General features: G+C 54.3%; 1 protein-coding gene. It reads right to left on the bottom strand.

Features of this window, described 5'->3' with window-relative positions:
- Nucleotides 1-5: 5 nt before the first annotated feature.
- Nucleotides 6-15,734: an SDR family NAD(P)-dependent oxidoreductase gene (locus ACFVS2_RS27230; RefSeq protein ID WP_390239520.1), complete on the bottom strand. Its 15,729-nt coding sequence runs from the start codon at nt 15,732-15,734 to the stop codon at nt 6-8.

Genomic DNA, 15,734 nt, shown 5'->3' with positions numbered 1-15,734 from the left:
GCCTACTAAGACAAAGATGATAGGATTCGTTCCGCTTTCTGGACGGCGGTCTCCAACGTTATGGTTTCGTCGAGAAACTGATCTAGAAGATCACTGAAGCCGTCTTCATCCGTCTTCGCCTCTTCCCGTTGCTCCGCTTTCTTTACCCAATGGCTTTCTTTGGCAAAGGGGTATGTCGGCAATGGAATCCGCTGCTGCTCCCCTTCCAGGAACAGCTTGCGTAAGTCCAGCGGATAACCGTGAACAAAAAGCTCGGCACAAGCCAGCAGATGCTCTCGTGCCAGGCCGTCGACATTGTCTCGGTATGCCTGGATGCTTTGATTTACTTCGTCGATTCGCCGCTCTTCTTCATCCCGCACCCCGGCAGGCTGCAGCTCTGCTTGGACAACGTCTTGCGCATGGCCGTTATCCAACCATTCGCCAAGCCGTTCGAGTAGCTCATGCCGGGAGGCGGCGACGCATGCAAATCGGTGCTTCATGTGCTTACGTCCTGCCAGCAGCGTAAAGCTGACCGCTGCGCAGTCCAACTGCGGGGAGTGTCTGCAGTGCTCAGCTAGCTTTTCAACCTGTTGGCGCAGCTGTACCGCGGTCCTTCCCGACAGCACGAACAAGTACGCGGATCTCGCCTCCGGTCTGCGAACCGGCTGAGGAGCTTCCTCAAGAACAAGATGCGCATTCGTTCCACTGAATCCGAATGAGCTGATGGCCGCCATTCGTTTCGTTCCCTCGCCAAGTGTCCAATCCCTAAGCTCCGTATTGACGTAAAAGGGACTATTTTCGAAAGCAATGCTTGTGTTGCCCTTTTCAAAATGGAGGGAAGGCGGCAGCTTTTTGTGACGCAATGACAGAATCACTTTCAACAAGCCCGCAATGCCTGCGGCAGCAGCCGGATGGCCGAGATTCGATTTAATCGAACCGACAGCGCAATAGCGGTTATCTTCCGTGTAATGTCGGAACGCCCGGGTCAGCGCCTGAAACTCGATCGGATCTCCCAACTTCGTTCCCGTTCCATGCGCCTCCACCAGCTGAATATGGCGCGGATTGATGCAGAAGGTATCATACACATGCCGCAGCAGGCGCTCCTGTGAATTCGCACTTGGTGCCGTAATGCCGTTTGTCGTGCCGTCCTGATTGATGCCGCTGCCGCGGATCACGCCATAAATATGATCGCCGTCGGCAAGCGCATCCTTCAAACGTTTGAGAACAACCGCACCAGCGCCTTCTCCAGGCACGAAGCCGTCGGCCCTTTCGTCAAAAGCATGGCATCGGCCTGTAGGAGAAAGCATACTGGCACGATTGGAGACGGTATAAAATTCAGGCGTTGATTGGATGAATACGCCGCCCGCGAGCGCCATGTCCGTTTCCCTTGTCCACAGGCTTTGACAGGCAAGATGAATCGCAACCAGCGAACTGGAGCAGGCTGTATCCACCGTTACCGCAGGCCCCTGCAGGTTCAGGTAATAAGCGATCCGTGCAGGTATGACGGATCCTGCATTGCCCCAGAACGCCTGAGCCGGCGCTTCGTCTCCAAACAATCTCGCGTAATCGCTGCCGCAGCTTCCGACATAGACGCCGCATCGCCGCGTATGCTCTCCCGGTCCCGCGTATCCAGCATCCTCCAGCGCCTTCCACGATTCCTCGAGAAAGATGCGCTGCTGAGGATCCATGTAATCGGCTTCCATGCCAGTGATGTTAAAGAAAAGCGGATCGAAGCAATCAATTGAGCTTAGAAAGCTTCCATGACGGCAGCTTTTGACCCCTTCCGGATCCGAGCCGCTCCCACGGAGTTCCCAGCGCGTCACTTCTTCTACCAGATCGGTCCCTGCCTCAAGATGCGACCATAGCTCCTTCACCGAATCCGAACGAGCAAAACGGCCGCTTATCCCGACAATGGCCACCGGTTCTAAAGGCGTTGGAACCTGCGGCATGCTTGCATTCTCCATAGCAGAAGAACTGGCTTCGGGTTCGGACAGGTAATCGCCTCCGGGTATACGCACCACAATCTTGCCGATATTTTTCCGGTTCTCCAACTGACGATAGGCTTCTTTAAAATCAGAGAGCGCGTAAACGCCGCCGATTGTCGGCCGTATGACCCCTTGCCTAATCAGAGCTGTCAACTCGTCCCAATAAGCTTGTATCGCAGCTGGTTGTTCGGCTGACAACGCTCTTAAGTCAACGGAATGGAACGCCCTGTTCTCGTTCAACAGCGACAAGTCGATGCTCCGCGCGGACTTCAGCGCGGTTAAGGCGAGCTCAATATACCGGCCTCCCGGCGCCAAACACCGGAATCCTTTCGACATCGCGTCCCCGGACAGTGTGTTCACAACGATCTGTACCCCTTGTCCGTCCGTAAGCCTCTTGAGCTCCTGCTCGAAATCGTCTTCCCTGTAATTGATAAGCTTTGAAACACCAATACCTGCAAGATAGTCCAATTTTTCCTTGGAGCCTGCGGTAGCGTATATTTCCGCGCCGTAATGACGGGCTAACTGTACGGCCATCAAGCCGATTCCTCCCGCCGCCGTCTGAACAAGGACCTTGTCGCCGGGTTTGACTGCCGCTTTGCGAAAAGCGTCCATCATCGTAAGGCCGACTGCCGGCAGCGAACAAGCTTCTTCGAAGGACAGAAAGTCAGGCTTTGGAAGAAGCGACTGCTCCGAGCATACGATGTAGGTCGATTGCGCGCCTATATTCCCCCCTCCGATCACAACCACTTGATCACCACGCCGGACGGAGGTCACCGCTTTACCTGTATCGATGACAACACCACTTGCCTCAAAGCCGGGTGTAAAAGGAAAAGGCGGCATCACTGGATACAGTCCTTTGGCACAAAGCAGATCGCCAAAGTTCAATGAAAAGGCGCGTACCTCAACCAGCACATTATGCTCCGTCAGCGGCGGCACTGCCGATTGTTTCAATTGAAGCTCGTCGATACCGCCGGGGCGTTCAACGACTATATGATGGCGTACCCGCGGCTTCTGACTCTTTCCCGCCAGTTCGAAGGCAGCTACATCTTCTGCGGCTCGATACCCGTCCTCCGATGCTCCCGGCGCCGGGGCCCGTTCTTCAGCCATGACCTGCGGCGGGGATTGGGCTGCGTTTTTATCCTGCTGCCGGTACTTACTCAGCAGTTCCTGCCGATGCTCGCGAAGCAGCCAATCGGATAGCCGCTCGACGCTGTTATAGTCAAAAATGATCGTCGTCTGCAGCTGCGTATCGCAGTGCTCATTAATGATGTTTATGAGGTTGACCGCAATGATGGAATCGACACCGTAATCCGAGAAGCTCCGATCGTCCTGGATTCGGCCTGCATCGATTTGCAGTGCATCCGCCACCGCTGTTCGAATAACGGTTTGGATAAACGAGCCGAGTGCCCGGTCCGTAACGTCACCAGCACCGTTTGTGCCGCTTGTGGACGGGCTGATCGGGAGCGGCTCCTGCCCCTGGAAATCCGACGGAACGCTCGCGCAACCGCTTAGGTACTGCCGGTACACGCCGTCGCTCTCCGCAGCAATGACAGCGGCGCCGAGAAAATGACCTTTCCGTGCCGGATAGAAGATGCTCCGGAAACCTTCCTCCGCCATAAGCCGCTGCCACATTTCCGTAGTTAGCACCGGACTGCCGGGAATGCGTACTTCGGCATCCTCATGCAGCCACCATCCTTCCAATAACCCGAAAGTAACGTGCATGAACAGGCGGTTTGCATGGATCTCATTGGTCAGTAATAACCCGCCCGGGCGCAGGGCTGCCTTTGCATGACGCAACGTACGGCTTATCCGTGCAGTGGCATGGAGCACATTCGTTGCTATGACAAGATCAAAGCTTCCTTCTTCAATCCCTTGCTCGGCAAGCGGACGTTCAATATCGACCATTTTGCAGGACAAGTAAGGAGCCTGCGCCCCATACGCCTGCTTTCCGTGAATCAGAAACGCCTTTGATAAATCCGTGTAAAGGTAGTCGTCCATGTGGGATTGATACGGTTCTAAGCGCTTGAGTACAACCGCACTCGTCCCTCCCGTACCTGCTCCGATCTCCAGGATTCGTATCTTGGCCGACTTGTCCAGCGCCAAGCGTTCCTGCACATAAGCCACCGCCGTATCCGCAAGCGCTTCATTGAAAAAATCAGCCATCAGATTGTTTTTGTAAACAGACTCCACCAATCCGAAGGAACCGTTCGGGAAAATAACATCCGTTGCCGGTAATTCCCCGACCAAAATGCGCTGGAGGGCGTGCAACGTTTTTTCTGCCAACTCGGCTTGTGTATTCATATTGCCGTTGCTCTTCCATTCGCTTCTCATCTGGTACCATTGACGCCACTCTCCATCCAGATCCAGAGAGCGTGTGTCCAATATGCGCAGCGTACCGTCCTCGCGCCGAATATAACCGGCCCGTTCGAAGGCGGCTATGGTTTCTTGATGCCATCTGTAGTAGGCCGGCAGCATCCCGGACGCACCGTCTTCAACACTACTAAGCCAGCCGCTTTCTCTGTAGATCGCCCACATCAATTTGCAAATGGCAGCGTCCAGCAACGCCATGGGGTGCCCCATATCGGATTGTATACGGCCAAGTCGCGAATCATCTGCTTCCTGCATGCGGTTTCGAATTCCTGGAAGCAGTGAGCTGCGGTCAGCCTGCATGACTAGACGTTCATCATGCAGCAATCCTGCAAGCGGCACCGGCTTTGTCATCTTCAGCATCACCAGTTGTTCCAATGGTCCTACAAGCAGCAATTCCAGCGCGGCCATTGCCTCGTCTGGTTCAATGGAAGCTACGCCAAGCGAGGCCATTTTCTTCCGGTACTCCTCCGAGGCAACGACGCCTACGCTTCCCCAATAACCCCAATTCATCACCTTGACCGGGAAGGGCAGCTCCTTGCCAAGCCGATGGGCAAAAGCATCCTTGAAGGTGCAGCCGGAAGCATAATTACTTTGACCGGCCGGTTTGGTATACGAATTAATGGAAGAAAAGAACAGCATAAAATCAAGCTGTTCAGTCGCGAATACTTGTGCCATCCGAGTGCTGATATCCACTTTCGCCGACAGCGCCGCGCGGAAGCGTGCTTCATCCATGTTTGCCAAGCTTTGATCCAGCAAGACGATAGCGGAATGGATGACGCCATGGATCGCGCCATAGCGTGACTTCACTTCGTCAACAGACCGCTGCAAAGACTGTTTGTCTTTGGCATCGGCCGAAATATACCACGGCTCTATCCCATAAGCCGCACCCAGTCGGTCAATCTTAAGCTGAATGGTTTCATCCAGCGATTTCCGGCCAATCCAAACAATTCGTCCTCTATATTGGCGGATCATATATTCGGTCCACGCCTCGCCGATCCCGCCTGCACCGCCGATGACGACATAAACACCGCCTTGACGGTAAAGGCTTTGTTTCGGTACGGCTGCGGCTACCGGAAGTATTTGTTGACGATACCATCGGTTATCCCGATAGGCCCATACGTGGCCTTCCGGGTCAGCAGGCAGACGGAACAATTGATCAAACGAAAGGCTGCCGCCTGCTTCCAAATCGGCAACCCGTATCGCCCATAGCGGATATTCCTTGGCGATCGCGCCGGCCAATCCGTGTACACTGGCAGCGGAAGAACGCACGGCGTCATCGCGTTGGACCGAAACGGCTTGCTGGGTGATGAAGCTCAAGGCGATACGCTTGCTCCCATACCCCAGCGCCAATAAGGCCTTTACGAGTCGAAACAGATGAAGGACGCCCTTTTCCTGTTCTTCGATGGGAGCATCCGAAGCGGCAACTCCGGCCGGTTCCCGTGCCGCAATCCACAACAGATGCTCGAATTCGCCGCACGCCCTTAATTTGTGGGCCATCTCCTCGATCGTATCCGAAGCCTTCAGGATGATGCTCGGCGCTACCGGCCACTCATGCTGATTTTCACGAACGGCCGCGCTTTCGTCTTCCGCAATGATTACGGTTCGGTTCGGCGGCTGGACGCCGCTTGTTTCTAATTCCACCTCGTCCCAGACGTAAGTCAGCAAATCCGACAAGGTCTGGTCAGACTTCCCGGAAGCATAATCCGTGTTCGACGACATCGCGTTATCTGTCGCGTTCCGATCCATCAAACGGGACGAGAATCCCTTTATTGCCACGCATACGGTCCCTTGTTCATCACACAGATCGATATCAAGCTTATGAATGTGGCCGTCTGCAGCCTCGCCGCGTGTTGGCCGAAGCCAAGCCCACATAACCGTTGCGCAGCGGTCAAACAGCTCAAGCTCATCGATTGCAAACGGGAGCTTCATCTTGTTCTCTTCCGTCCTGTCCATAAAGACAACCGCCGCTTGCAGAGCGGAATCCATCATGCTTGGGTGCATCGTGTAGCGATCCTGCGTACTCTGAACGCTCGCGGGCAGCAAGAGCTTGGCGAGTACGCCCTCCGGCCCTGTGTAAACCTCGTCCAATCCTCTTTGCCCGGAACCATATTGAATACCCATTCGTTCAAATGCCTCGTAGCAGCTCTGAACGGACCGCTTCTGCGTCAGCGTAGTTTTCAACGCTTCAAGCAACACCACAGGTCGTTCCCGCATCTCGAAAAATGCTCCTGCCCCTTGACAATGGAGAACGCTCTCTTTCTCGATTTGGCTCGTAATCCGATAGCTGACGTCTCCGCTTTGTTCCCGCTTCACCCCGATCCGAACGTCCAAAGGCTTGGCAGCCACAGTCATGGGCCGTGCCCAAACGACTCGTTTCAGACGGATCCCGAGACTGCTCTCCCGCTCACCGCCCGCCATCATCCGAATCGCGGCTTGAGCCATCTCCAAATAGGCGACACCGGGCATAACCGGTTCGCCGTTCACGACGTGATCCCTGATGAAGAATTCCTCACCTGTAAAGGTCGAGCTGTATTTCATGTCCTGGAAATCCGATGTATTTCTTTGTACCAATGGGTGGAGTACGGCTTGCTTTGTCACATCACTTTCCGTCTGCGCATCCGCATGCGGTTTGACTTCCGGCACCCAATACCGTTCATCGGCAAAAGGATAGGTAGGCAGCGGAATTTTGAAATTCCTTCCCTTCGCGAACAGCTCGTGATAATCAAGCTCATAACCTTGTACGTAAAGCTCGGCTATCGATGACAAACGTTCCATATAGTCTGCGGCGCCGTCCGCATGCTGCAGCTCGCGAATGCACTGGTTTCCATACCGTTTCAAAGCAAGCTGCTGCCGCGCTCCATTGGCGTCTAACTCGGACTGGAAAATCCGAGGCGTGGCCTCACTGCCGATCCACGAAGACAGCAAGGACGCTAATTCACGGGTATCACGGACGACAAGCGCCAGTCTGTGATGGAAGTGTTTCCGCCCTGTAAGCAGCGTAAAGCTTATGCTGCCGCAATCGGCGCCAGCGTTGGCTAAAACGTAATCCAGAAGCTGTTCCGCTTGCCGGCGCAGCTGCTCCTGCGTACAAGCCGACAAGACGATCAGGAAGCCCTGCCGTTTGACGGACTTACGATCGATTGCAGGGGCTTCTTCGACAACAAGATGCGCGTTCGTCCCGCTGAACCCGAACGAGCTGACGGCTGCGCGGCGCCTGCTTCCTGCTTCGGCCTCCCAGCTCCTCAGCTCGGTATTGACATAAAACGGACTTTCTTTAAAATCAATGCCGGGGTTGCCGTTACTAAAATGCAAGGACGGCGGCAGTTGCTTATATTTGAGCGCCAACAGTACCTTGAGTAAGCCGGCAATACCCGCAGCGGCTGCGGCATGGCCCATATTGGTCTTGACGGAGCCGATGGCGCAGTACTCCCGCCGCTCTGTATAATGACGAAATGCATTCGTCAGAGCTTGATATTCGATCGGATCGCCCAATCGCGTGCCGGTTCCGTGTGCTTCGACCAGCTGTATACTTTCTGGGTCAATGCCGAATGAATCGTAAACATCCCGTTCGAGACGCTCCTGGGATAACGCGCTTGGAGCCGTAAGACCGTTCGTTGTACCGTCCTGGTTTATGCCTGAGCCTTTGATGACACCATAGATGTAATCACCGTCGGCCTGGGCGTCACGGAGCCGCTTCAGAACGACAGTCCCCACGCCTTCACCGGGTACAAAGCCATCTGCCCGTTCATCGAAAGTGTGGCACCGTCCCGACGCGGACAGCATGCCCGCTTGATTGGCGCTCTCATAAAAGCTTGGTGTCGACTGAATGAAAACACCGCCGGCCAGCGCCAATTCTGTTTCCCCGGACCTTAAGCTCTGGCAGGCCATGTGGACAGCAACAAGCGAGCTGGAGCATGCGGTGTCGATGGTTACCGCCGGTCCGTGCAAGTTAAGATAATAGGCGATTCGTGCAGGAATGACTGAACCGGCATTGCCCCAAAACGCAGGCGCCGGCGCCTGCTTGCCCAACAATCGGGCATAGTCGCTTCCGCTGCTGCCGACAAACACGCCGCATTTTCGCCCATCCATTCCCGCTCCGGCATAACCAGCATCTTCAAGCGCTTTCCACGCTTCCTCTAGAAATAAACGCTGTTGAGGATCCATATAATTCGCTTCGTAACCCGAAATATTAAAGAAAACCGGGTCGAAACGGTCGATTGCATCGACATAGCTGCCTTTCGAACAGAAACTGTTTTTCCCTGCCTTGTATGGGCTAAGATCCCAGCGGCTTGCCTCCTCGATCAAATCGGTCCCGTTTGCCAGATTGGCCCAAAATTCCTCCAGCGTTTCCGACTTGGCAAACCTGCCGCTCATCCCGATCACGGCAATGGGCTCCGGCTCCCGGCCTTGTTCCCCGCTGTGCGGTGCTCTCGGCAGTTCCGCATTGTCCAACCGCTTGACTAAAGCCGCCGTTTCTTGATATCGATAAGGCTCTGTAACCGTAACGACGAGCTTGCCGATGGCCGTCCGATCCTCAATAGACCGGTACGCATCCGCCACCCGCTCAAACGGGATAACCCCATCAATGACAGGGCTTATCGTTCCTGCTTCAACAAGCGCAAGCATCTCTTCGACATAACCGCGTAGCTCAGCCGGATTCTCGTTAGCAAGCTTTCTTGAATTGATGCTATAAAAGGTCTGATTCTCATCAAGCGCTGATAAATCGATCGTCTTCGCGGTTTTGAGTGCCGTCATCGCCAGCTCGATATAACGGCCTCCCGGCGCCAGACAGTTGATTCCTTTCTGAATGGCGTCCCCAGGAAGCGTATTGATAATGACATCGATTCCATTACCGCCAGTCAGCCTGTCGATCTCTTCCTCGAAATCGGTCTCCCTGTAATTGATCCTATAGTTCACACCGAGCGTTTCCAAAAATTCAAGCTTGCGGTTGGACCCGGCTGTAACATATATTTCCGCACCATAATGACGCGCAAGCTGTACCGCGATAAGTCCTGTTCCGCTTGCCGCGGTATGGATGAGAATTTTCTCACCTTTCTTGAGATCCGCTTTGCGGAAAGCGTTGATCATCGTCATGGCGGCTGCCGGAATGGTGCAAGCCTGCTCAAACGTGAGGTAATCCGGCTTCTTGAACAGCTGGTCTTCCCGGCATGTGATCATGGTGGAATGTCCGCCGAAAGAAGCCCCGAGCGCCACAATCACTTCATCGCCCGTGCGAACGGTCGATACGTCGGCACCGGAGGCTACAACAACCCCGCTTGCCTCAAAGCCCGGTGTGAACGGGTATGCAGGCATGGTCGGGTATAGACCCTTCAAGCAGAGAAGATCACCGAAATTCAGCGCAAAGGCACGGACGGCGATGCGAACCTCATCGGATCTCATCTCCGGAACGCCGGATTGTGCAATCCGCAGCGAATCAACGCCCCCGGGCCGCTCGATCACGACATGGTGATACGTCGGCTCTTCCGCAGGAAGGGGAGCGCTCTGACGCTCACTGACTGCAGGCGCCGGGGATCCTGCCGGTTGCGATCGAAAGCGATTATTCAAAGCAGGCATGCTAAGGCCGCTTTGGACGGGCTGCTTTGCCGATGCCTGCAGGGCTCGTGCGCCCTCTTCCTCTCTGTCGGCAGCCGGTTCGCTCCGCTTGAGAAGAACGGTTATTTGATCCGTATGCTCCTTGATCAAAAACGCACATAACCGCTTCACGTTATTGTAATCAAACAGCACCGTTGTCTTGAGAATAAGGCCGAAGTGATGATTCAGACTGTTCACGAGACTGACTGCCACGATAGAATCTACGCCGTATTCGGAGAAGCTTTTCTCATCCTGAATACGCTTCTCGTCCATTTTCAAGGCTTGCGCGACATATTCCCGTATCGTCTTCTTGACATAATCTTCAATCCACTGTTCTTCCATATGTTCACCGCTTCGGTCCGTATTGGTTAGGTCATGAAGCCGCTCGTGCCGCTCTCCGGCTGCAAGCCGCTTAGGTTGATCTAATATGCCGTCGCTCAACGCGGCGATAATATGCTGGTCCCATGAAAGGCGACCATCGGAAGGAATCATGATCCCGTGAAAGCCTGTCCGGGCAAGCAGGGACTGCCAGACCGGCACATGCAGGCCCGGACATCCCGGAATGCGAAGCTCCGGATCTTCATAACGCCACCAGCCCTCCAGCAGACCGAATGTCACATGATTGAACACCGTGTTGCCGGTAAGCTCGTTTAACAGAAGCAGTCCGTTTGCGCGCAGTGCGGATTTGACATGATACAGCGTCTTTTTCATAACGCGGGTCGCATGAAGCACATTGGCCGCAATCACGATATCGAAGCTGCTCTTCGCAATTCCCTGCCCTTCCAACGCTTGTTCAACATCGAACAAATGGAAGGAAAGGTACGGATATTCTTTGCCATACTTCTGTTCCGCATGGAGCAAGAACGATTTGGATACATCCGTGTAGCTATAATCGATGATATGCGCTTCATAAGGCTTCAGCCTCCGAAGCACCGCATCGCTCGTTCCGCCGCTTCCGGCGCCAATTTCCAAAATCCGTATTTCTGCATTCGGATCAAGTGCAATCCGTTCACGCACGTAATCCGCCGCCGTATCCGCGAGCAGGTCATTATAAAAGTCGGCTACGCGGTTATTTTTGTAAATCCCTTCCACCAGCGCCGCGGATGAACCCGGGAACATGACATCCGTCGGCCTAACGCGATCGGAGAGAATCTCGGAAAGCGCGCGCATCGTCGCCTCCACAAGGGAAGCTTGTGCAGAGACATCGTCATGGTCCAGCCATTTGTTCTTGTTCGCTTCCCATTCCGCCCAGGCTTGCCCGAGAGTTACAGGCTCTTGAGCCGGGGCGTAAACGCCGTTTGCCTCCGGCATTAAATAGCCGCTGCGGACCAGCATTGCGACGCTTTCTTGAAACCATTTCCGATAGGAGCTCAGCAATTCCGTCTCCGAGGGTATATAACCTCCGAAGGCTGATAAAGAGGCCACCCATCCTGTTTCGCAAAAATATGCCCATAGCATTCGGCACAATGTGCGGTTCATTTCGTTCATTCGATCGATTGCTTCCGACACTTTGGCTTTGTCCTGCGACGTCTCTTCATCGCCATCCAAAATTCGCGATACTCCTCCGGATCCGCTAAGATACTCCGCTATTGTATTGATCGTCATCGTCTTAAACGCAGGCAATTCGGATGGCCATATTTCAAGCTGACAAGCTTCGAACAGCTGATGAGCCCATTCATTCAGCTTGATCGGGTCCATACCGTATTCCTCCATCTCGGCGTCCGGATCAATCTCGTCTTCCTTCACTCCTAAAATGGAAGCCGCAGCTTTTATCAAAACCGGCCGCAGCTGAATGGCTGTGCGGCTTTCAGCGGAACATGCCTGAAGCGCAAGTTCTCGTTTTGCGGTCAACGCCCGAGTTACAAGACCTGTCATTCGGATACAGACACGGCCTTGGTCATCACATAAGTCGATATCGAATGTGAGATCCCGGTCCTTACCATTGCCTTCCTCCGTGACGGTCCGGATATAAGCCCACATAGATGGCGTGCAGCCGCGGAACACCTCAAGTGACGTCAACGCAAACGGCATCGCAAGCGGTGCTTGCCCGTATTCTACTGCAGCCAAACCGATGCAAGCCTGCAAGGCGCCATCCATCATGCTAGGGTGCAGCACAAAGTCATCCCTTGTTTCCGCAATCAATGAAGGCATCGACAGTTGCGCAAGCAGCTGCCCGTCACCGATATAAATCACGGATACCGAGCGATGCGAGGGACCGTAATGAATGCCCATCCCCTCGAACGCTTCGTAGCATTGCTCGGTCGATAACTGTCGTCGCGAGCATTGCTTCCGAATCTCATGGTAATCTAAAACGGGCGGCTCAGCCGCTTCTACGACCAGTACGGTTCCTTGACTGTGCACGTTCTCCCCAGCTTGTTCCTCCGGTGCCCCGGTATAAATCCGATAATCAATTGTCCCATTGTCGCTTGGCTTCAAGGTGATATAGGCATGTACAGGTTCATCGCCTGCAAGGATCGGCTGTGCCCATACCACCTGTTGCAATCGGATGGATACCTCCGGCAGCGACTTGCCGATAGATAGGACAGCCGCTGCTCGGGCCATCTCCAAATAAGCGACTCCCGGAAGAATGCGCCTGCCTTCAACCTGGTGGTCCTCCAAATAAAATTCAGTTCCTTCAAACCGCGAGCTGAAGCGCTGTACGGTGAAATCCGACGTATTGCGGTGCAGCAGCGGATGAAGCGCATCAGCACCCGCTGCCGTTTGGGTGCTTCTCATATCCGGGATCCAGTATCTCTCCTTGGCGAACGGATACGTCGGGAGCGAGATCGGACGAGGCTTTAGCGCTTCGTATCGGCGATTCCAATCATAGACGCCGCCCTGAACCCACCGTTCGAGGACCTTCGATATTTCCTCGTGCTCGAGTATTTCGGGCTTGCTTCCCCTGCTGCCGGATCCAACACTTCCCTTGTACAGCAACGGAATTCCTTGGCGGCCATCCAAATAAGCGGAGAGCTTATAGTGAAGCTCCTCAACCGATTCAACGGCAACGGCCAACCGTTCTTCATGCTCATCCCTGCCGGTCTGCAGCGTATAAGCAATCTGCGCCAATTCCGCTTCGCTATTTTTCGATGTGCTCATCCACTCGACGAACTGGCGAACCCGCTCACGCAGCCGTTCTTCATTTTTGGCCGACCATATCAGCGCATAAGGAGTTCCTATTACCAGAGCGGCCGATGCTTCTTCCACATATTCTTCGATGACGACATGGGCATAGGAGCCGGAAAAGCCGAAGGAGCTGACACCCGCCCGTCTCGGAAGTCCGTCCCTTTTGTCCCAGTATTGATTCTCCCGGTTTATGTAAAGCGCCGAGTCTTCTAGTTGGATGTAAGGGTTTATTTGATTAAGCTTCGGCATTGCCGGTATTTCCCGATGTCTCATCTGTTGGATGACTTTGATGACGCCGGCGATTCCGGCAGCACCTTCCGTGTGGCCGATATTCGACTTCACGGAACCGACCGCGCAGAACTGCTTCTTGTCGGTGAAACGCTCAAACGCTTTCTTCAAGCTGCTTATTTCGATCGGGTCCCCGAGTGCCGTACCGGTGCCATGCGCTTCGATATAACCGATCGATTCCGGCTCAATCCCCGCGTCCTCCCAAGCTTTCGCAATGACATGTTCCTCGCCCTCGATACTTGGTGCCGTAAGGGACGGCGTATGTCCTCCATGCAGCGCCGCTGAACCTTTTATGACGGCGTAGATGCGGTTGCCGTCTTTCTTCGCTTGCGACAGCGGTTTAAGCAGCATGCTGGCGATCGCCTCTCCCGGTACATACCCGTCGGCGGCTGCATCGAATGTATGGCAGCGGCCGGTGGGAGATAAAGCGCCGATACTGCTGAAATACCGGTAGTGCCAGGACGACAGCAGCAGATTGACGCCGCCGACAAAGGCCATCTTACACTCCCCATTTTGCAAGGAACGGCAAGCCGTATGTAAAGCGAACAAAGACGAGGAGCACGCTGTATCTATCGCCATGCTCGGGCCTTTCAAATCAAAGATGAACGATACCCGATTGGCGACGACGGTCTGCGCATTGCCTGTCCCCATATGAGGATCGACGGGGAGATTCATTTCCGCGATTCGGTCCGCGTAATCATGAACACACACCCCGACAAATACTCCCGTGCTGCTTCCCCCTAACTGTTTCACAACGCCTGCATCCTCCGCGGTTGCGTAGACGCTTTGCAGCAGCAGACGGATTTGCGGATCCATCCATTCGGCTTCTCTTGGCGATATGTTAAAAAATTCCGCATCGAACTTATCGACGTCATCGATAAAGCTGCCCCATTTGCAATACGTCTTATCCTTGGCCCGGCGGTCTTCGTCGAACCAAGGCCGGAAATCCCAATGGTCGGGCGGAATCTCTTTGATCAGATCCTTCCGGGATACGATATTTTCCCAAAACGTTTCGATATCGGACGATTCTGCAAATAATGCGTCCATCCCGATGACCGCGATATCTTCATGGTCGACTTCGTTTCCTGCGATCTGGCCGACGGTCGACGAATGAGTCTTCGGCTTTGCTTCCGCAATCGGTGCAGATGTCGTTCCCAGCAACTTCTGGAAGGCCTCCCTATGCTCCTTGCCAAAATAGGACGCAAGCTCCTCAATGCTTGGGTACTCGAAGAACAAAGTCGGATAGAGCTCGGAGCCGATTTCCTGTCCAATAACGCCGGTAAGTGCAATAAGCTGGGCGGAGTTTAGACCAAGCTCCATTAAATTCGCCGTAATGCTGCAAGACTTTAACTGGCCATCGGTGACCGTCTCCACCTGACGCACCAAATAGCCGATGATGCGCTCTTCCAGAGTCTCGATTCCGCCATCAGCGGAATCATTCGTTGCAGTCTCTTCACGTGAGATTGCTGACAGACGGAGGCGCTTGATCGAACATTCCGTCAGCTCCGCCGCCACTATGCCGGTGTTTTCAATCAGCTCTGCATCGAAAACGATCATTTCGTCCGATTCTTTCAAATGATGGATATGGATCCAGCATTGGTGCAATCGTTCGGTTTTACGGAAGAGCACATCCTTGACCGCAAACGGCAAATAACCGTCCCAACCGGTCGCCTTATTCAAAAGGGGGACGACCGAGAGAAACGCACTGTTCAAAAGCAGAGGATGAATATTCGATTCGGATTCCTCGGAAGCCGATTCACCGGTCAGTTCAGCCCGGACAAGAATATAGTCCTCCCCTTTGTATACACGCTGAATGGTTCTGAAGCTTGGCCCTAATTCAACGGTTCGATTGATCTCATAGATCCGATCCAGCTGCTCGTACAGTTCGGCTGATGCCTGCAGCCCAGCCAGATCCAAAACCCGTTTGCTTGCCGGCCCTACAAGAAGCTCACCTTTAGCGGTGAGCTGTCTGTCCTCGGAGGAGAGGTCCCCATACACGGTCTCGAAGCCCGCGGCTTCATAGCTGTCCTTCTCGAGCTTCATCTCGACGATCACCGGCTGCGCAGGATCGACTTTTATAGGGCTGATGAAGGAAAGATTCCGAATTCGGCCGCAGCGTTCCCTCTCATAGAGGGCAAAATAAGCATCCATAGCCATTGAAGCATGAGCGACGCCTATGATAACGGGTTTGCCGCCGACTTTGTGGTCACGCAGAAGCGTCTCATCGTAATGATAGGTTCTCGTCCACCGGCGGTTGGCCGCTTCGAAAGCAGGCCGTTGCGGAATCTGGCTCGCAAGCCGCTGGACTTCCCGGACTTCCTGAAGCGCCTGCTCGACCTCCAGATTGCCGTTTTGTACCCGTTCAAGAAGACGTTCCAATTCTTCCTTTTTCAT

This window comes from Brevibacillus sp. NPDC058079, from assembly GCF_042885155.1.
In the GTDB taxonomy this organism is placed as follows: domain Bacteria; phylum Bacillota; class Bacilli; order Brevibacillales; family Brevibacillaceae; genus Brevibacillus.
Note: the sequence above shows the minus strand (reverse complement) of the source record. Positions and strands in the feature narration are given on the sequence as shown.